This is a genomic window from Nocardia brasiliensis IFM 10847, from assembly GCF_000710915.1.
Taxonomy (GTDB): Bacteria; Actinomycetota; Actinomycetes; order Mycobacteriales; family Mycobacteriaceae; genus Nocardia; species Nocardia brasiliensis_A.
In genome coordinates this window covers 1-17,262 of sequence record NZ_BAUA01000219.1, presented here as the reverse complement: position 1 = coordinate 17,262, position 17,262 = coordinate 1, and the positions used below count along the sequence as shown (strand labels likewise).

At 67.5% G+C, this 17,262-nt stretch carries 20 protein-coding genes; 7 read left to right on the top strand and 13 right to left on the bottom strand.

The window, feature by feature from the left end; translation table 11 throughout:
- The 7 genes from NBRGI_RS42445 to NBRGI_RS42415 all read right to left on the bottom strand — a co-directional run.
- The coding region (locus NBRGI_RS42445; protein ID WP_029903898.1) for a flavin-containing monooxygenase at positions 1-920 on the bottom strand (920 nt) is incomplete at its 3' end.
- On the bottom strand, positions 917-1,549 hold the full coding sequence (locus NBRGI_RS42440; protein ID WP_051728457.1) for an SRPBCC family protein: 633 nt from the start codon (positions 1,547-1,549) through the stop codon (positions 917-919). The genes NBRGI_RS42445 and NBRGI_RS42440, both read right to left, overlap by 4 nt.
- A gap of 25 nt (positions 1,550-1,574) precedes the next feature.
- Complete coding sequence (locus tag NBRGI_RS42435) at positions 1,575-3,134, bottom strand: flavin-containing monooxygenase (protein ID WP_029903896.1); 1,560 nt, start codon at positions 3,132-3,134, stop codon at positions 1,575-1,577.
- A 28-nt stretch (positions 3,135-3,162) separates the two neighbouring features.
- Entirely contained in the window at positions 3,163-4,197 is a 1,035-nt protein-coding gene (locus tag NBRGI_RS42430) for an alpha/beta hydrolase (RefSeq protein ID WP_029903895.1), read from the bottom strand.
- Entirely contained in the window at positions 4,194-5,738 is a 1,545-nt protein-coding gene (locus tag NBRGI_RS42425; RefSeq protein ID WP_029903894.1) for a flavin-containing monooxygenase, read from the bottom strand. Before NBRGI_RS42425 ends, NBRGI_RS42430 begins: the two co-directional genes overlap by 4 nt.
- Before the next feature lie 8 nt (positions 5,739-5,746).
- Positions 5,747-6,607 (bottom strand): SDR family NAD(P)-dependent oxidoreductase, encoded by an 861-nt coding sequence (locus tag NBRGI_RS42420; protein WP_029903892.1) that lies wholly within the window; start codon positions 6,605-6,607, stop codon positions 5,747-5,749.
- Positions 6,604-7,461 (bottom strand): SDR family NAD(P)-dependent oxidoreductase, encoded by an 858-nt coding sequence (locus NBRGI_RS42415; protein WP_029903890.1) that lies wholly within the window; start codon positions 7,459-7,461, stop codon positions 6,604-6,606. The genes NBRGI_RS42420 and NBRGI_RS42415 overlap by 4 nt, the downstream gene beginning before the upstream one ends.
- 210 nt (positions 7,462-7,671) lie before the next feature.
- Between NBRGI_RS42415 and NBRGI_RS44825 the strand changes: the two genes are divergently transcribed.
- From NBRGI_RS44825 to NBRGI_RS42400, 3 genes are all read left to right on the top strand, one after another.
- The gene (locus tag NBRGI_RS44825; protein WP_036562907.1) at positions 7,672-8,346 is read left to right on the top strand and encodes a TetR/AcrR family transcriptional regulator; all 675 of its coding nucleotides are present in this window, start codon (positions 7,672-7,674) and stop codon (positions 8,344-8,346) included.
- A 19-nt stretch (positions 8,347-8,365) separates the two neighbouring features.
- A complete protein-coding gene (locus NBRGI_RS42405; protein ID WP_029903886.1) occupies positions 8,366-9,781 on the top strand; it encodes an ABC1 kinase family protein in 1,416 nt (471 codons plus the stop codon).
- Between the two features lie 110 nt (positions 9,782-9,891).
- Positions 9,892-10,182, top strand: coding sequence for a hypothetical protein (locus tag NBRGI_RS42400; protein WP_148311177.1), 291 nt, complete (start codon positions 9,892-9,894; stop codon positions 10,180-10,182).
- A gap of 133 nt (positions 10,183-10,315) precedes the next feature.
- On the opposite strand, the gene NBRGI_RS42395 is transcribed toward NBRGI_RS42400, so the two are convergent.
- Both NBRGI_RS42395 and NBRGI_RS42390 read right to left on the bottom strand, forming a co-directional pair.
- Positions 10,316-11,800 carry an amidase gene (locus NBRGI_RS42395; RefSeq protein ID WP_029903882.1) on the bottom strand — a complete coding sequence of 495 codons (1,485 nt, stop codon included), beginning with the start codon at positions 11,798-11,800 and terminating at the stop codon, positions 10,316-10,318.
- Positions 11,801-11,859: 59 nt separating this feature from the next.
- The gene (locus tag NBRGI_RS42390) at positions 11,860-12,501 is read right to left on the bottom strand and encodes a TetR/AcrR family transcriptional regulator (RefSeq protein WP_029903880.1); all 642 of its coding nucleotides are present in this window, start codon (positions 12,499-12,501) and stop codon (positions 11,860-11,862) included.
- A gap of 111 nt (positions 12,502-12,612) precedes the next feature.
- On the opposite strand from NBRGI_RS42390, the gene NBRGI_RS42385 reads away from it, so the two are divergent.
- A complete protein-coding gene (locus NBRGI_RS42385; protein ID WP_029903878.1) occupies positions 12,613-13,419 on the top strand; it encodes an SDR family NAD(P)-dependent oxidoreductase in 807 nt (268 codons plus the stop codon).
- Between the two features lie 66 nt (positions 13,420-13,485).
- Here the strand turns inward: NBRGI_RS42385 and NBRGI_RS42380 are convergent, their stop codons facing one another.
- The 4 genes from NBRGI_RS42380 to NBRGI_RS42365 all read right to left on the bottom strand — a co-directional run bounded on the left by NBRGI_RS42380 (position 13,486) and on the right by NBRGI_RS42365 (position 15,838).
- A complete protein-coding gene (locus NBRGI_RS42380) occupies positions 13,486-14,469 on the bottom strand; it encodes an NADP-dependent oxidoreductase (RefSeq protein ID WP_051728456.1) in 984 nt (327 codons plus the stop codon).
- Positions 14,470-14,558: 89 nt separating this feature from the next.
- Positions 14,559-14,705 carry a hypothetical protein gene (locus NBRGI_RS48440; RefSeq protein WP_158440032.1) on the bottom strand — a complete coding sequence of 49 codons (147 nt, stop codon included), beginning with the start codon at positions 14,703-14,705 and terminating at the stop codon, positions 14,559-14,561.
- A 203-nt stretch (positions 14,706-14,908) separates the two neighbouring features.
- On the bottom strand, positions 14,909-15,271 hold the full coding sequence (locus NBRGI_RS42370) for an STAS domain-containing protein (protein ID WP_029903874.1): 363 nt from the start codon (positions 15,269-15,271) through the stop codon (positions 14,909-14,911).
- 147 nt (positions 15,272-15,418) lie between these two features.
- Positions 15,419-15,838 (bottom strand): Hsp20/alpha crystallin family protein, encoded by a 420-nt coding sequence (locus NBRGI_RS42365; RefSeq protein WP_029903872.1) that lies wholly within the window; start codon positions 15,836-15,838, stop codon positions 15,419-15,421.
- 146 nt (positions 15,839-15,984) lie between these two features.
- Between NBRGI_RS42365 and NBRGI_RS42360 the strand changes: the two genes are divergently transcribed.
- The 3 genes from NBRGI_RS42360 to NBRGI_RS49525 form a co-directional block, all read left to right on the top strand.
- A complete protein-coding gene (locus NBRGI_RS42360) occupies positions 15,985-16,344 on the top strand; it encodes a MerR family transcriptional regulator (protein WP_029903870.1) in 360 nt (119 codons plus the stop codon).
- Between the two features lie 33 nt (positions 16,345-16,377).
- Positions 16,378-16,647 carry a hypothetical protein gene (locus NBRGI_RS44820; RefSeq protein ID WP_029903869.1) on the top strand — a complete coding sequence of 90 codons (270 nt, stop codon included), beginning with the start codon at positions 16,378-16,380 and terminating at the stop codon, positions 16,645-16,647.
- A gap of 244 nt (positions 16,648-16,891) precedes the next feature.
- Positions 16,892-17,262 (top strand): hypothetical protein (locus NBRGI_RS49525; protein ID WP_235211295.1); only part of this gene is annotated, 371 nt, incomplete at its 3' end.

Genomic DNA, 17,262 nt, shown 5'->3' with positions numbered 1-17,262 from the left:
CCCGCGCCGCCGCGGATGCACACGATGCCGAAGTCCGGCCGCAGCTGTTTGCGGATCTCCTTGTTCCGCACCTTGATTCGCACCCAACCGGCGTAAGCGCTGCGGCCGAGCGCATCGACCAAGCGCGCGCCGAGCCGCCACAGCGGCGCGGGGGTGAACACCGCCACCCGCAGCGCCGAGTCGATCACGCCCTGCGCGAGCCCGTTGACGAGCGCCGAACCACCCGGCAGCGCGAGCATCCGCTGCATCCACGGCCGCAGGACGAAGTCCGGCTTCGGCAGATAGACCTGCGGGGTGCGCTGGTAGATGTCCAGGCGTTCGACCTGACCGGCGAGTTTCGGCGCGATCTGCATCGTGCTGGCGCCGACGCCGATGATGGCCACCCGTTTTCCGGTGAAGTCGTAGTCGTGGTTCCAAGCCGCCGGATGCATGGAAACCCCCGCATAGCAGGCCAGTCCAGGGATGTCCGGTGTGGTCTTCGCGTTGATGTAGGCGCCGACGGCACTGATCACGAACCGGGCCGTGATCACCTCACCGGAGTCGACGTACAGCCGCCAGAGCGCATCGCGGTCGTCCCATTCCTCACGAACTATGGTGGTGTGGAACCGCATTCGGCGCGGGAGATCGTGGTCGGCGGCGACCTCCCGCAGGTATTCGAGGATCTGATCGCGCTTGGCGAACAGCCGATCCCAGTCGGGTTTGCGGGCGAACGAGAACTGGTAGGTGGTGCTCGGAATATCGCAACCGGCGTCGGGATAGCTGTGGCTGTACCAGGTCCCGCCCAATCCGCCGACGCGGTCGACGATCAGGAAATCATCGATCCCGATCTCTTGCAGCTTCACCCCGGCGCAGATGCCGCCGATGCCCGCCCCGATCACCACGACCTCGTATTGCGGTGCAATGCTGTTGTTCTCGCTCACTTGACGTCCTCTTCGGCGCGACGGCCGGCAGCTTCGACAACGGTTCGGCCGTTGGTGGAGAGCGCCCGCGTCGGCGGCAGGCCCGTCTGCGCGACTTGCGCGACACGACGCTGGAACAGCGGTCCGACGCCGCCGAGCCGGTAGGCGGCCCGCCACAGCGGCGGGAACCAGGTGGCGAAGCGCAGCGGCAGGCGCGGGGTGACCGCGACCGTCCACACCACCTTGGTCCGATCGGCGTCGACATCGGTGAAGGTCATATCCTCGGCGTACTGCCGAACCAGCAGGTACTGCATCCAGTTCGCGCTCACCACACCGAAGGTGATGCGATGGCCCGGCTCATACCGCCAGAACCGTTCACGCTCCACCCACAGCAACCGCAGCGGATCGAACACCGATCCCATTTCGCGGATCACACCCGCCCCACGCTCGGCGGAGTCGTAACGCACGCCCACGCACGGGATCGGCAGCCAGCGCCAGGCCTGATCATCGTCCAGTGCGGTCCAGACCGCCCAGCGGGGCGCGTCCACGACCCGCTCGACGGTGAAAACCAGTGCGGCCGTGTCGAAGACGGAGTCATCGACCGGTGCCGCCGCGGCGTGTTGAGTGTGCAGGAACGAGGTGATACTCATGATCGTCTCCGATGCTGGATTGGGCTCAGTGCGTGACGCTCTGGCGCGACGGGGCGGCCGCGCCGGCAGGCACCGTCCGGGAAGTCGTGTACCGATAGTGGTCGAGCGGGAAATGCCGGTTGCTCCAATACATTCCGAGCTGGGTGGTCGCCCGGAAGGCCGGCCCGTCGCCCTGATAGTTGATGTAGTATGTGCGCGATTCCGCACAGCCCTGCTTGAACAGATAGGTGTTCTTGTTGCGGGCATACATGCGGGCGAAGTATTCCTCGTGCGGCTCCCGGCGGATCTCGGCGCGCGTGGCGCCGCGACGCAACGCCTCGGCGATCACCCGGCTGCTGTGCGCGGCGGTGGCTTCGATGAGCGGGATCACCGAACCCGGCGCATAACCGTAGGGTCCGAAAATGTGGAACAGGTTGGGGAATCCGGGCACCGACACCCCTTCGTAAGCCTGGTACCGGTGGGTGTCCCAGTACTCCCCCAATTCGGTCCCACCACAGCCGTATACGGGATACGGCGGAGTGGCGCCCTTGTCCATCACCTGGAATCCGGTGGCGGTCACCACCATGTCGAACTCGCGGTGCGTGCCGTCCGCGGTGACGATGCCGTGTTCGGTGCAGCGTTCGATCGGCGTGGTGACCAGGTCCACGTGGGGCCGGGTGTAGGTCTTGAAATAGTTGTTGGAAATCGAGGGACGTTTGCAACCCAGCCGATAGGTAGGGGTGAGGTCGCGGCACAGGGCACGATCACGCACCTGGGTGAACAGGTAGGCCTTCAGCGCCGCTTCACCCGCGCCGAGCACCGCCGAGGTCAGGCGCGGATAGTCCGACAGCGCCAGGCCGATCCCGAGGAACGCGTTCACGGCGACGTTGCCGACCAGCCGGACCGCCTGCTGGGTCGGCGGAAAGTCCAGTGCTCGATGACCGAGCCGACCGAGTGCGAAGTCTGGTTTGGGCGCCACCCAGATGGCGGTTCGCTGAAAGACCGTGAGCTGCGCGACCTGTTCGGCCAGCCGCGGAATCACCTGCAGCGCGGTCGCTCCGGTGCCGATCACCGCGACGCGTTTGCCGCGGTAATCGTAGGAGTGATCCCAGCGCGCGGTGTGCATGAGCGTGCCCGTGTACCGATCGAGTCCCGCAATGGCGGGTGGCTTGGGCTGTTCGAGCGCACCGACGGCGCTCACCACAAAGCGGGCCGAGATCTCGTCACCGTCGGTGGTCAGCACCCGCCACTGATCGGCGGACTCGTCGAACCGCGCCCGCACCGCACCGCAGCCGAGGCGCAGTTTGTCCCGCAACCCCTGCCGATCCGCCACTTCCTCGGCGTAACGCTGGATTTCGGCGCCGGGCGCGAAGAACCGGGACCACCGGGAGCGCTGCTGGAACGAGAAGTTGTAGATCGGCGACGGAACATCCACGGCCACACCGGGATAGGTGTTGGCATTCCAGGTGCCGCCGACACGCTGCCATTTGTCGATGATCAGGAAGTTGTCGACGCCCGCCCGGCGCAGCGCGGCGCCGGTGCCCAGGCCGCCGAAACCGGCACCGATGACGAGCACGTCGTAATCGGGTGTGCTGGTAGAACTCATGAGAACCTGCTCGTGGTCATGCGGCCGTTCAGGCCGCGGTGGTCCGGTCGGTACCGCGCTCGGCGGCCGCGGTGTCGAGCGCGCATCGCAGGAAGGCGCCCAGCTCGGCGACCGCGGCACGGGCATCCGGCAGCACGTCCGCGCCCGCGTGGAATACGTGGATCGCGTTGTCCCAGATCTGCAATGTGTGCGGCACGCCCGCCGTGGCGCAGCACCGGGCCAGTGCCTCGGCGTCGGGCAGCAGCACCTCGCGGTTGCTCACCTGGATCAATGTCGGTGGCATGCCGGTGAAGTCGTGGTTGATCGGCGACCACAGCGGATCGAGCACCCCGTCGCGGGCGAAGCCGAGCAGCGCGGGCACCGCCAGCGCCCGGGCCGACAGCAGCGCGTCGTGCCGATCGTTCGGGTGCGCCCGCCGGATCGCCGGGTCGAGGTCGGCGAACGGTGCGATCGCGGCGATGGCGGCAGGTAGTGGCAGCGCCCGAGCCCGGGCGGCGAGCGCGGCCGCGAAGGTCAATCCACCGCCCGCCGAATCACCGGCGAAGACAACGCGCTCGGGGGCGAACCCGCGATCGAGCAGGTAGCGGTAGGCGGCGACCGCGTCGTCGACCGTATCGGTGAAATGGCCCTTGGGTAATTGGCGGTAGTCCACGTTCAGCAGCGCGACACCTGTCGCGCGCGCGATCCGCGCGGCCAGCCGGCGATGGCTGTGCAGCCCGCCTGCCAGGAACCCGCCGCCGTGAAAGTAGAGGATCGCCGCGCCCCGCGCGGTGTCGTCGGGACCCGGATCATCGCGGTGCCAAAGCCATTCGGCGCGAAAGTCCGGAAAGTGCACCGCGCGACGCCTGGTGCCCCGTGCCGGACGCAGCGGAATGGCCAGCAGGTCCGCGAGATTGGCGATTCGGAACGCCCGAGTGCCGCGCAACGGTGCGCTTTCGGCGAGAACGCACAGCCCGTCGATCGCCGGACGCAGCGTGGCACGCGAAAGGGCGTGTGCGACCCGCAGCCGAAGGCTGGCCCGGCCGGCGAACTCGACCTGCACCGCGGCCGCCGCGCCGGTCATGCCGAAACTCCCGCCGGGGCCTGGATCTCGTACCGGTAGTCGTCGAGCGGAAACCGGCGGTTGCCACGCCGCGCCTCGAAGAATCCGGAGGGCCGGACATAGGTGGTGTCGCCCTGCGAGTTCCGATAGTAGGTCGGCACATGGCCGTTGAGTTCGGCCAGGTAGTAGCGCAACGATTCGCCGCGCCGGTGCACCGTCCGGTGATACGCGTCCGCGGCTTCTTTGCGCACCTCGCACCAGAGCGCACCACGCCTGCGCGTCTCCGCGATCGCGCGCACGGCGTGGTCGGCGGTCATCTCCACGAACGCATGCCACCCCGAACCGGTCCAGGAGTACGGGCCGACCAGGGTCCACCGGTTCGGCAGACCGTGCACCGACACGCTCTGATAGGCCTGCAGGCCTTCTTCACGGTAGAACTTGGCCAGGTCGAATCCGTTGCGGCCCAGTATGGTTCCCGGTCGATAGGTCTCAGGGTCGGAGAAGACCTCGTAACCGGTGGCCATAATGAGGGCGTCCAACCGATGCAACGTCTTGTCGCCGGTACGAACTCCCGTTCGCGTGATCTTCTCGATCGGCGCCGTCACCAACACCACGTTGTCCCGGTTGTAGGCCCGCAGGTAGCTGTTCGACAGGGTGGGCCGCTTCGCCACCGGGCCGAAGTCCGGCGTCAGCGCCGCTCGGGTCGGCACGTCGGTGACCACGCGCGCCAGATAGCGCCGGTACAGCGCCAGGCAGGCGGCATCGAAGCGGTCCATCGCCGGATGCACCACGCCCCTTGGCAACCCGACCACGGCACGCAACGCGAGATCGATCACCACCAGCGCACCGCCGTGCAGCACGGGCTGAATTCCCGGTACTGCCAGGACCCGTTGCAACGCAACCGGAACACGAAAATCGGGCTTCGGCAACGACCAGACCGGGGTGCGCTGGAACACCGTCAGCTTGCCGACCGCCGGTGCGATGGACGGAATGATCTGCACCGCACTGGCACCGGTGCCGATGATGCCCACCGTCTTGCCCGACAGGTCGTAGTCGTGATCCCAGCTGCTGGGGTGCAGGATCTTCCCCTTGAAGGTCGGCACACCGGCAATGCCCACCTCGGCCTTCGGCCGGACGAACGCGCCCACCGCGCTGATCACGAATCGGGCACTGATAGTGGACCCGTCGGCCAGCAACAACCGCCAGTAGCCTGCGTGCTCGTCCCACTCCTCCCGCTCGACCTCGGCGCCGAACCGCACTCGATCACGCACGCCGAAGCGCCGTGCCACATCGATGTGGTACTGCTCGACCTCCGCGCCATGCGGAAAGACCCTGCTCCAGTCGGCTTTTCGGGCGAAGGAATACTGGTAGGCCAGCGCCGGAACATCGACGCCGAGCCCCGGATAGTGGTTCTCGTGCCAGCTGCCGCCGACCTCGTCGGAACGTTCCAGCACGACGAAGTCCTCGATGCCCGCCCGGCGCAGTTTCACACCCGCCGCGATACCGCCCGGGCCCGCCCCGATCACGGCGACCTCGTACAACCGCGCTGCTGTCTCGTCCATACCTTGCCTCACTTCGTGATTCGGTGCAGCACAGGCTGCAATCGGGACAGCATCCGGTCGGCGAGCGCGAACGAACCGACGCTGCCCAGCACGCGAGTCAGGCTGGGCGAGAGGCGGAACGCGCCGTAACCGAGCCACGCTTCGGGGTTCACCGGCACGATCGCGTGATTGCGCCGGATCGCCCGCTCGATGGCTCGCGCGACCTTGTCCGGTCCGGCGAACGCCAGTCCTTGGACCCGCCCGATCTCTGCGCGCCAGGCCGCCTGCCGGGGCGCGTCGAGTCCCGCGCGCTCACCATGGGCGAGCAGATCGGTCCGGATCGCGCCGGGACAGATCGCGCTCACGCCGATGCCCTTTGGCCGCAGCTCGACTCGCAACGCCTGGGTCGCCATCAATACCGCGGCCTTCGCGGTCGCGTAGGCGGGGATGTACTTCGCCGGGAAGAAGGCCGCGCCCGACGAAACGTTGACGATATGGCCGGGAATACCGGCGTCGATCATCTGCCGGGCGAATACACGGGAGCCGTAGATCACGCTCATCAGGTCGATGTCCACGGTGCGCTGCCATTGTGCCGCAGTGGTTTCGAAGAACCCGCCGGTATCCATCACGCCCGCGTTGTTCACCAGCACATGGGCCGGGCCGAATTCGCCGCTGACCCACTCGGCGCACCTGTCCCACTGGGCCTCGCTGGCCACGTCGAGCCGATACGGCTGGGCTCGCCCGCCTGTAGCGACGATCTCGTCGGCCACCGCGTGCGCACTGTCGGCATCGATATCGGCGATCACCACGCGATATCCGTTGCGGGCCAGCAGCAGCGCGGTTTCGCGCCCGATGCCCGCGCCGCCGCCGGTCACGATCGCTGTTCTCATCGCCTGCCGCCCAGTACCCGATCCGACAGCTCGACCGCCTTTTCCGCCAACGGCATCTGCGCCAGACCGGTCACGCCACGTAGCACCCCTGGCGACAAGCGCGCCAGGTACCAGCCGGCCCAGGCCTCGACCCCGACCGGCACGGTCGACAGATTCCAGCGCACCGCGCGTTCGACCGCGGCGGCGACCCGATCCGGCGACCGGCCGAAGATCAGTTGTCCGCGTGCGAGTTTCGAGGCCCAGTCGGCCGTCGCGCGCGCGTCGGCACCCGCCCGCGTCCCGTTCGCGGACAGCTCGGTATCGATCAATCCCGGGCATACGGCGCTCACCCGGATACCGCGTCCGGCGAATTCGGCACGCAACGCCTGCGTGCCCATCCACGCACCCGCCTTCGCGGTCACATAGGACGGAGCGAGCGAGGTCGGCAGAAACGCCCCCACGGAGCAGATATTGACGATGGCGCCGCGCTTGCCCGCATCGACCATCTGCTGCACGAACAGTCGCGAACCCAGCAGCGGGCCCATCATGTTGATCGCGATCATCCGCCGCCAGTCGTCCCCGCTCTGTTCGAGAAATCCGCCGGAGATCAGGATTCCCGCGTTGTTGACGACCACATCAGGGACGCCGTGGTCCCGCGCGACCTGTGCGGCGAATTCCGCAAGGGCGGTGGCATCGGCGACGTCGAGCGGATAGAACTCCGCCCGGCCGCCCGCCGCGCGCACCAACGCGACGGTCTCCTTCCCGCCGCGCTCATCGATGTCGGCGACGACCACGGTCGCGCCGCGCCCAGCGAACCGCGCAGTGGTCGCCCGTCCGATGCCGCTGCCCGCCCCCGTCACCACCACCGTCGTCATGACCGACGACCCGGTCGTGGAATTACCGCTAGAAGTACCGAGATCATGGCGCGACTCCTGTGTCGTCCGTGCGCGAAAGAGCAGATCCACCAGCCGTCAATTAGGCGACGGCCATGTCATCAAAATAATCTGTCTCAGACAGTAGCGCAAGACCCGACGTGACGGCGATGTTCGGCGGGCGGCACGACCAGCCCGCATACGATGTGCTGGATGACCGAACCTGCCAAACGCGGCCGCGGCCCGGGCCGGCCACGTGACCACCAGAACACGGAGCGACGCAGGCGCGAGCTGATCGCCGCCGCCTATCACGTGTTCACCACGAAGGGCTATGCCGCGGCCTCGACCGCCGACATCACCGCCGAGGTCGGCATCGGGTACGGCACCTTCTACCGCTACTTCGACAGCAAGCGCGCCATCCTCGACGAGGTGGTCGACTATGGCCTCGACCGGATTCTCACCGAGATCGCGGGCGACGTGTTCGTGCTCGAGCCGGTGCAGCGCGAGATCACCGTCGACTGGCTGGCGCGGACCTGGTCCGGCGCGGTCGAGCGGATGTGCCGGATCGCCGAATCCGATCCCGCCCTGATGCAGGCGCTGCTGTTCGAACTGCCCGGCATCGATGACGAACTCAACACCCGCCTGCTCGGTCTCGGCGGGATTCTGGCCGCGACCGTGGATCGCTTCCTGACCCGCGCCGTCGACGCCGGCGTACTCCGCGCCGACGTGCACACCACCGATGTCGCGTGGATGCTGATGGCGCTGACCATCCCGCCGGTGATGCGCACCCTGCAAGGCGGTGGCGAAGCGGACCGCGCCGGTTACACCGAAACCGTGCTCGCCGTGCTCACACCCGGCCTGCAACCGGCCGACCAGGCGAAGAACTAGCCGACGGGAAGGTCGTGCGATGGCGAAGAACATCCCCACCTCACGGGTGCGACGCGGCGCCACCTTCGGCAAACTCGTTGCCGGACAGGCGGTTCGGGGTGCCGGTGTGACGCTGTCGATGGTCGGCGACACCGACGCGGAACGCGTCGCGCGCACCGAACGGGCGCTGGCCGATGCGGCCGAGGACATCGTGTCCGTACTGGGCAGCATGAAGGGCCTGGCCATGAAGGCAGGCCAATTGCTGTCGATGTTCGACCTGCTCGCCGCGTTCGGCATCGAGACCATGCCGCCGCCCCAGCGCGAACGGTTCCAACGCAAACTCGCCGCACTCTACGACCAGGCACCGAGCCTTCCGTTCGAACGTATGCGCACGGTACTCGAAACCGACTATGGCCGTCCGCTCGCGGAGGTGTTCGAGGAGTTCGATGCCGCCCCGATCGGCACCGCCTCGATCGGCCAGGTCTACCGCGCGCGCCTGCACGACGGTCGTATGGTGGCGGTCAAGGTGCAGTATCCGGGGATCGATGTCGCGATCCGGGCGGACCTGAAGAATCTCGGCCTGGTATTGCGGATGCTGCGCACGATCGCGCCCGCGGTCGCCGACCACGCGCTATTTCGGGAACTCACCACGCATTTCGCCGACGAGACCGACTATCGCGCCGAGGCCGCGCACCATCGGATCGTCGCCGACAGCTATCGCGATCACCCGTTCATCCGCATTCCCGAGGTGGTGCAGGAGCTGTGCACGGCCCGGGTTCTGGTCACCGAGCTCGTCGAGGGGCGGCGCTTCGACGAGATCGTTGCGTTGCCCGATGCGGACCGTGATCGCATCGGGGAGATCGTGTTCCGCTTCTATGTCGGCACGATGGCGCGCGAGCACTGCTTCTCCGGTGACCCGCATCCGGGCAACATCCTGCTGGCCGCCGACGGCAAAGTCGCCTTTCTAGACTTCGGCTTGTTCAAGCACATGGACGACACCGCGGTCGAATTCGAGCTGGACTGCGTCCGCGCCGCCGCCGAACATCGCGGTGCCGACCTACGCGATCTGCTCACGGAATACGGCGTGCTGGAACAGGATTCGCCCGCAACCGCGGACGAATGCCTGCGCCTGTTCTACGAGGTCTCCGGCTGGCTGCTCACCGACGCCGAGATCCGGATCGCCGAGGACGCCGCGCCGTATGCCGTTCTCACCTTCGTCGACCCGCGCCGCGGCTATTTCGACCAGTGGCGACGCGAATACGCGCCCGCCGAACACGCATTCGCGCGGCGCGTCGAGTACGGCACCCTCGCGCTGCTCGGCAAGCTGCGCGCCGCAGGCAACTGGCACCGGATCGCCCGCGAATGGTGCTACAGCGAGCCGCCGCGCACCGAACTCGGTGTGCTCGAGCACGATTGGCTCGCTGCACGCGACCGGAGCGCGCGCACCAGCAGCTGAACCGCCGTTCGCCGCTGTCATTCGATCGGACCACAAAATTCCCTTGTGCGACAACATGTCCCATGTTCGGCCGATACCGCCGGCGCGGCGCGGGTGACACCGTGGTGGGCATGGACGCAACTCTCATCGGCATCATCCTCGGCCTCACCTACATCACCGCCGGGATCATCGTCTGCAAGATCTACTACCGCAAGCGGCACGGGGTGCCGCTGAAGGTGATCAACGGCGGCCCCGCGCTGTTCTTCACGCCCGCTTACTATTTGGCGTGGGTCTGGCCGCTGGCCTTCGTCCTGCCCAATCTGAAAGACCCGACCCCGTGCACCCACGTCGCGCACATCGAGGCCCGCGCCCGAATCGATGCCGCGGCCCAGATGTACGAGGCGCAACGCCGCCGCCGGTGACCGGCCCGGCCCCAGTCCTGCGGCTTCGTGCGCATCGAACTGCTCGGCTTCTTCGCCGAGTGCCACATCGGTGACACCTCCACCGATCCCGGCGTCCTCATCGTCGGGTCCTGCGATGATCCGCGCCGAGTAGCTACGCGGGCTCCGGCGGCTCGAGCTGCGCCCACGGCTGGGCCGTCTCGAGTTGCGCGGCCAGTTGCAGCAGCAAGAACTCGCTGCCGAGAGCGCCGACGAATTGACTGCCGAGTGGCAGACCATCGGCAGTGCGATGCAGCGGCACGCTCATCGCCGGCCGGCCGGTCACGTTGGCCAGTGGCGTGAACGGCACCGGGGCGAGGTTGGCTCGCACGATCCTGCGGTAGACCGGGCTGCGCGTAATGGCCGGGCCCGCACCGACTTCCAGCAGCGCCCCGAGGATCTTCGCCAGTGCCGCAGGAGGTTTGGTCTGGCCGATGCGCAGCGGCGGGGCGGCGATCGTCGGGGTGAGCCATAGATCGTAGGTGTCGTGGAATGCGGCCAGGGCTCGGCCGTGGGAGTTCCAGCCCTCGTGCGCTTCGAGCAGGGCCGTCACGGTCTGCGCGCGCCCGGCCGCCGCCGCGGCCCGGGTCGTGATGTCGAACGCGGAGTCAGGCGCACCGCTGACCCGGCGGGCCTTCGCCAGTTTGGTCGCGAGATTGGCGGTCCACACGGTCATGAAATCGTGCGCCAACTGCTCGCCGTCGATCCGCGGCGCGGCGGGCTCCACGTGATGACCCAGCTGTTCCAACAGCGCGGCGGTGTGCTCGACCGCCCGCACGGCTTCGGCATGAACCGTTGTGCCCAAGGGAGATTCGGAACTGAACCCGATGCGCAGCGCACGCGGCGAGGTGCTCACCGCCGTCGCGTAGGGCTGCTCGGCGCGCGCGGACAAGTACGGGCCGCCCGGATCGGGCGCACTGAGCACATCGAGCATGACCGCCGTGTCGCGGACACTGCGCGACAGCACGCCGCTGGTGGAGGCGCCGAAGATATTCTCGGCCGCGTCCGGACCGGCCGGAACCAGCCCGCGCCCCGGCTTCAGGCCGAACAATCCGGTGCAGGCCGCGGGAACCCGGATCGAACCCCCGCCGTCACTGGCGCCGGCCATCGGCACGATCCCCGCCGCGACCGCGGCCGCCGCGCCCCCGGACGACCCGCCCGGCGACCGGTCGAGATCCCAGGGATTCCTGGTCGCGCCGAAGGTTCCGGTCTCGGTGACCGCCACGGCGCCGAACTCGGGCGTGGTGGTCTTGCCGAAGATGACCAGGCCGGCATCGATCCACCGCTGCACCACGATGCTGTGGTGGGTGGCCTCGATCTTGCGCAGCGGACCGGTGCCCGCAGAGGTCGGATACCCCGCGAAATCCTGGCCCAGGTCCTTGAGCAAGAAGGGCACCCCGGCGAAGGGCCCCGCCGACGGCGCGGCCGCCGCTGCCCGTCCGGCCTCGGCCATCAGCAGGCTCACCGCGTTGATGCCGGCATCGACCTGCGCACAACGGTCCAGTGCGACCTGCAGCAGTTCGGCCGGTTGCACTTCACCCTTGGCCACCAGTTCCGCGAGGCCGACTGCGTCATATGTCCGATATTCGTTGTACCGCATGGGTTTTCCCTTCCGCCGTGCACACCATCGGTGGCAGGACAATAACCTGCCCGGCTACCTCACGCCGCGCCGAGATGGGCGAGCGCGGAAATGAGACGGTCGGCGATGTCCGCGGGCCACGGAAAGGACGGGGCGACCACTCGCTGATGCGCGAGCCCGTGCAGTCCGAGCCACAGCGCCACCGCGTCCGCGGCCGGATCGGTACTGCTGGAGACTCCGGCGGCGACACAGTCGGCGAGCGCCGCGGCGAGCAGGTGCAGGCTCTCGTCCCCGAGAATCGACATCTCGCGCTCCGACACCGAACTGTCGCCGAGATCGGGCACCCAGACCCCGCCGAACATGGTGCGATACGGCCCGGGTCGCGCCTGCGCGAAGTCCAGATACCCGTGACAGACCGCCGCGAGCCGCGCCCTGGGCGACTCGCCCGCGGCGTCGAACGCGGCACGCAGCTGTCGCGCCATCTCCCCGAAGGCATCCTGCACCACGGCCAGCATGATCGCGGGCTGGTCCGGGAAATGCCGGTAGATCGAGGGCGCCGCGATGCCCGCGCGACGCGCGACCGAGCGCAAGGTGATGGCGCTCGCGTCACCGGTTTCGTCGAGCAGCGCGACCGCCGCCGCCACGATCTCGTCCCGCAGTCGCGCGCCCTCACCGCGCGGGTTGCGGGCTCGGACAGGTGCCGAAGTCTCGTTCTTGCCCATGCACCTCACCTTACAACACAAAACTTACATACGTTAGCCCTTGCCTGCGGTTAACTAACAACCGTAGCCTTACGTTCGTTAACTCAGGAATGTGGCAAAAGGATGGATCGAATGAGCAAGGTGTGGTTCATAACCGGCGTTTCGCGCGGGCTCGGCCGGGAGTGGGCGGCAGCCGCGCTGGAACGAGGCGATCGAGTCGCGGGCACCGCACGTGACCTCACGGCGCTGGCCGCGCCGATCGGCGAGTTCCCGGAGACCTTCTTGCCGTTGCGGCTGGACGTGACGGACCGGGCCGGGGTGCACGCCGCGGTCGAACAGGCCGTACAGCATTTCGGGCACCTCGACGTCGTCGTGAACAACGCCGGGTTCGCGCAGTTCGGCATGGTGGAAGAGCTCACCGAGGAGCAGATCCGAGCCGAACTGGAGACCAATCTGCTCGGGCCACTGTGGGTTACGCAGGCGGCACTCCCCTTCCTGCGCGCCCGCGGAGCCGGGCACATCATTCAGGTCTCCAGTGTCTGGGGGCTGCTGGCCGCGGCGAACACCGGCGCGTACAGCGCCTCGAAGTGGGCATTGGAAGGGTTGTCCCAGTCGCTGGCCGACGAGGTCGCCGGGTTCGGCATCCACGTCACGGTGCTCGAGCCCGCGAGCTACGACACCGGGTTCACGCTTACCCGATTCACCACGGCGAACGCCGCTTACGATCCGGCCCGTGCGGCCATCGACTATACGGATCAACCGCTCGGCGCACCGCGTGCGACCCGATCCGCTCTGCTGGCGGTCGTCGACGCCGACAAACCACCGCGGCGGCTGCTGCTGGGGCAGGGGGCGTTGCGCTACGTCACCACGGAATACGAAGCGCGCGTGGCACTGTGGCGCGAGTGGGCCGCGGTCAGCGAAGCGGCACAGGGCAATTGACCGACCACAAGGGAAGGCCCCTCGCGCTGCGAGGTCGCGCGAGGGGCCGTCCCACGGTGTTGACGCTTACGGGATCAGCACCAGTTTGCCCGGCGCGTGTCCGGCGAGCCCGGCCTTATGCGCCTGCGCCGCTGCCGAGAGGGGATAGACGCTGTCGATCAGAATCTCCAAATCCCGCGCGCGTGCGGCGAGTCCGGCCCGGGCGGCATCGCGGAACTCGGTGCCCGCATCCTGGCCCGGTCCATAGCCGAGAACCTTGATTCCGGCAGCGACATGACGATCACCGCCCGCGATCGAGACGATGCGCTGGCGATCGGCGACGAGCGCCAGCGACGTGTCGAACGCCTCGTCGCTGCCCGCGCAGTCGATCGCCGCGGTGACAGCGCCGGGTGCGGCAGTCCTGACCTGGTCGAGCAGACCCGCGCCGTAGGTCACCGCGATCGCGCCGAGCCGTTGCAGCAGTGCGTGATTACGGGCGCTGGCGGTGGCGATCACCGTCGCGCCCGCCGCCACTGCCAACTGCACGACCAGCAGCCCGACCCCGCCCGAACCGCCGTGGACGAGCAGCGTGTCACCGTCGTGCACACCCGCTGCGTGCAACGCATGCGTAGCGGTCAGGCCGGCCAGCATCAGGGCTCCGGCCGCAGGCCAGTCCAGTCCGTCGGGCTTGGGGATCAGCGAACTCGCCGGCGCCATAACGTAATCGGCGTATGCGCCGGTGACCGGGTACACGATGACCTCGGCGCCGACCGCCACCTCGGTCACGGCGGAACCGACCGCGGTGACGACACCGGCGCACTCGAGGCCGAGCCGGGGCAGGTTCTCGGCGAGCCCGGCCGCGCCCTTATCGTCGTCGTCGACCTCGTGGAACGAACCACTGTAGATCTTCCAATCGATGGGGTTCACTCCTGCGGCCCGCACCTGAACGACGACACCGTCGGCATCCGGTTGCGGTATCTGCGTTTCGACGATCTCGAGGACGTCCGGAGATCCGTACTTGCGCGGCCGTACGATCCTGCCCACGGCCACCGGTTCCTGATTGCGGTTCATGCACTCAGTCTCGAGTCCGCTCGAATTGATGTCTACTGCAATCTCTGCAACCAATACTTGCACCCAGCGCACATCAAGTGCGCCGAAGCTCAGCTACCGAAGAGCAAGAACGGACTGATCACCGCCGCCATGGGCAGCAACATGGCGCCCATGACCGAGCCCGCGATCGGAAAAGCGATGGAAAGCACCGTGGCAGCGGCCATGGCGATCGTATTGCCCACAATGGATCCGATCATTCCCATTCCTCCTGTTCGTCACTTCCGGAAAAGCAGTGAACCGGTAGAGGCCACATCATCTATGTGGGGGCAGGACGCACTAATGCCTGCCAGATGGGTGCCGCGACCCATGCTAAGTGAGCATCAGACCGAAATGGGCGTTTCGCGACTTTTGAGCTTTTTGGGCTGGCTGCCTGCTCGAAAGCGCATCAAAGGGCCCGGATTCACGCGATGCTCGGGTCTTCGTCCGGTGCCAGCGCATTGTCCAGGGTGTCGAAGACTTTAAGGACCTGGTCGAGTCCCGTGACCTCGATCGGTCGCCGCACCTGGGGCGATGCGACGACGCGCAGTTCGCGCCGCGGCACGGCCTCCAGTGCGAACAGCAGTGCGCCGAGTCCCGCGGAACCGAAGAAGCCCACGTCGGACAGATCCAAGACGAGCAACTCGGGCTCGCCGTCGAGCGCCTCTTCGATCCCGGCGCGTAACAGCGTCACGGAAGCGGCGTCGACTTCACCGCCGACGGTCAGTACCGCCGTCGCCGCGTCCTTCTCCAGATGTGTTCGCAATACTCGCGATTCGGTACTCATCGAGTAACCGCCGGCGCGATGCCACCGCACAGTTCGGCAGTGCGCATGGCCATGAGAAACCTCCTCGCACAGATGTTCTGACTAACGTCGGGCCGGGCGAGCCCGGGGCCACCGAGCCCGCCCGGGGAAGGGTGTTGCGCCGGACGGTCAGGCGTCGATCGCCTGCCGCCGTTCGCCGTGTTCGATTTCGATCTTGCGCGGCTTGGCCTGCTCCGCGACCGGAATCGCCAGGCGCAGTACACCATCGGTGTAATCAGCCCGGATGTGGTCGGTATCGAGACCTTCGCCGAGGAACAACTGGCGGCTGAACACGCCGCGCGGACGTTCGGCGGCGATCATCGAACGCCCCGAATCCAGTTCCTGCCGAGCCGCCTTCACGGTCACCACATTGCGTTCGATGTCCAGATCCAGCGATTTCGGATCGATCCCCGGCAGGTCGAACTCCACCAGGAACTCGTCACCGTCACGCCAGGCGTCCATCGGCATCACCGCGGGTCGCGCCGCTGTGCCGAACACCTGCTGCGTGAATCGGTCCAGATCACGGAACGGATCGGTACGCATCAGCATGGTCGCCACCTCCAACACACTCCATTCTTCCTCGTCGGTTCAGATAACCTGTGTCATCTGACATAGATTTGTTTTAGCACTCTCGACAGATGAGTGCAAGTGGTTAGAATAGAAAACCTCATGAGCACCAAGAGATCAGGAGCGCGATGCCACAGGAGCCCCAGCAGGAATTTCACCTACCCCCGTCGGGCCAGGCCGTATACGGGATCTCGGTGGCCGCCGACCTGGCCGGGATCGGGGTGCAGACACTGCGGCTCTACGAACGCCACGGTCTGCTGACACCCGCCCGCAGCGAGGGCGGCACCCGCCGCTACAGCGGTGACGACATCGCCCGCCTGCAGCGCATCACCACGCTCGCCGCCGCCGGCGTGAATCTGGCGGGCATCGGCCGCATCCTCGACCTGGAAGACGCCAACGCCACCCTGCACACCGACAACGACCGCCTCCGCGACGACAACACCGCGCTGCGCGAGTCGGGTCGGCGAGACGCCGAGGCCGCGGGTTAGCCGGCGGTCCGCGGCCTCGGCCCAGAGGGCACCGTGCTGCTCGACGAGGACGACGACGGTACCGGCGGGCGCCCCGAGACGCCGCGCGCGGAGCTGCGCCGGATCTTGCTCGACTCGCGCCCCGACGGCACGGTTCGGTGGGGGCACAAGGTCGTGCGGGTGCGCGCTCTCCGCGCGGGACGGCACGAACGCATCTTCGCCCGCGGCGGCACGCTCACCGACGTTTTCGGTGGGTGCCGACGGTGCCTGGTCGCCGATCCTGCCCTGTTGCTTCCTGCCACAACGGAATACGCCGGTACTTAGTGGGTCGTGACCTACCTTGATCCAGCGTGCACGGCTCGTGAGCCCGAGCATAGAAGGCGGTGGACGGTTCCCCACGCGTCGAGATCGGCACTAGCGCTACCGCCGCCCAGTCCGCCGCTCCGCTCGGCGAATGGCCGCTGCCACAAGGGTTTCCGGTCGTCTCGGTAAGGCCGAGCGGAATCCCCAGTTGCGGCGACCTGGTGACAACGGAGAAACGGTATGAGACCCTGAACCCGCGTCAGCAATGAACTGGCAATCTGATTGCGGAGGGGGCAGTAGTGCGGCGTTCATCCATGTCGCGTCGTCGACAGCAACAATTGGGCCGTCGAATTCCATTGCGTGCCGGTATAGCTGGTGTCGCGGTATTGCTACTGGTAGCAGGAGCGCAATCCGGGACCGCGGACCCCACCACCAGCCCGCCGCCATCCACATCATCGGCAACGACACCGAGCACCACACCGGCAACACCACCACCGTCACCGGGAAAGACTCCGGATCCGACTACCCGCGCTCCGCAATCGGCTTCTCCCACAACCCCTTCACCCACACACACGACCTCGGCACCCACACACACGACCACGCCCGCGCCGCCGAGCACCACCCCGGCGAGTCCGG

What these genes read in the sequence shown, in the direction of transcription:
- NBRGI_RS42440 (WP_051728457.1), bottom strand. Translation starts at nt 1,549, where the DNA reads ATGAGTATCACCTCGTTCCTGCACACTCAACACGCCGCGGCGGCACCG.
- NBRGI_RS42435 (WP_029903896.1), bottom strand. Translation starts at nt 3,134, where the DNA reads ATGAGTTCTACCAGCACACCCGATTACGACGTGCTCGTCATCGGTGCC.
- NBRGI_RS42430 (WP_029903895.1), bottom strand. Translation starts at nt 4,197, where the DNA reads ATGACCGGCGCGGCGGCCGCGGTGCAGGTCGAGTTCGCCGGCCGGGCC.
- NBRGI_RS42425 (WP_029903894.1), bottom strand. Translation starts at nt 5,738, where the DNA reads ATGGACGAGACAGCAGCGCGGTTGTACGAGGTCGCCGTGATCGGGGCG.
- NBRGI_RS42420 (WP_029903892.1), bottom strand. Translation starts at nt 6,607, where the DNA reads ATGAGAACAGCGATCGTGACCGGCGGCGGCGCGGGCATCGGGCGCGAA.
- NBRGI_RS42415 (WP_029903890.1), bottom strand. Translation starts at nt 7,461, where the DNA reads ATGACGACGGTGGTGGTGACGGGGGCGGGCAGCGGCATCGGACGGGCG.
- NBRGI_RS44825 (WP_036562907.1), top strand. Translation starts at nt 7,672, where the DNA reads ATGACCGAACCTGCCAAACGCGGCCGCGGCCCGGGCCGGCCACGTGAC.
- NBRGI_RS42405 (WP_029903886.1), top strand. Translation starts at nt 8,366, where the DNA reads ATGGCGAAGAACATCCCCACCTCACGGGTGCGACGCGGCGCCACCTTC.
- NBRGI_RS42400 (WP_148311177.1), top strand. Translation starts at nt 9,892, where the DNA reads ATGGACGCAACTCTCATCGGCATCATCCTCGGCCTCACCTACATCACC.
- NBRGI_RS42395 (WP_029903882.1), bottom strand. Translation starts at nt 11,800, where the DNA reads ATGCGGTACAACGAATATCGGACATATGACGCAGTCGGCCTCGCGGAA.
- NBRGI_RS42390 (WP_029903880.1), bottom strand. Translation starts at nt 12,501, where the DNA reads ATGGGCAAGAACGAGACTTCGGCACCTGTCCGAGCCCGCAACCCGCGC.
- NBRGI_RS42385 (WP_029903878.1), top strand. Translation starts at nt 12,613, where the DNA reads ATGAGCAAGGTGTGGTTCATAACCGGCGTTTCGCGCGGGCTCGGCCGG.
- NBRGI_RS42380 (WP_051728456.1), bottom strand. Translation starts at nt 14,469, where the DNA reads ATGAACCGCAATCAGGAACCGGTGGCCGTGGGCAGGATCGTACGGCCG.
- NBRGI_RS48440 (WP_158440032.1), bottom strand. Translation starts at nt 14,705, where the DNA reads ATGATCGGATCCATTGTGGGCAATACGATCGCCATGGCCGCTGCCACG.
- NBRGI_RS42370 (WP_029903874.1), bottom strand. Translation starts at nt 15,271, where the DNA reads ATGAGTACCGAATCGCGAGTATTGCGAACACATCTGGAGAAGGACGCG.
- NBRGI_RS42365 (WP_029903872.1), bottom strand. Translation starts at nt 15,838, where the DNA reads ATGCTGATGCGTACCGATCCGTTCCGTGATCTGGACCGATTCACGCAG.
- NBRGI_RS42360 (WP_029903870.1), top strand. Translation starts at nt 15,985, where the DNA reads ATGCCACAGGAGCCCCAGCAGGAATTTCACCTACCCCCGTCGGGCCAG.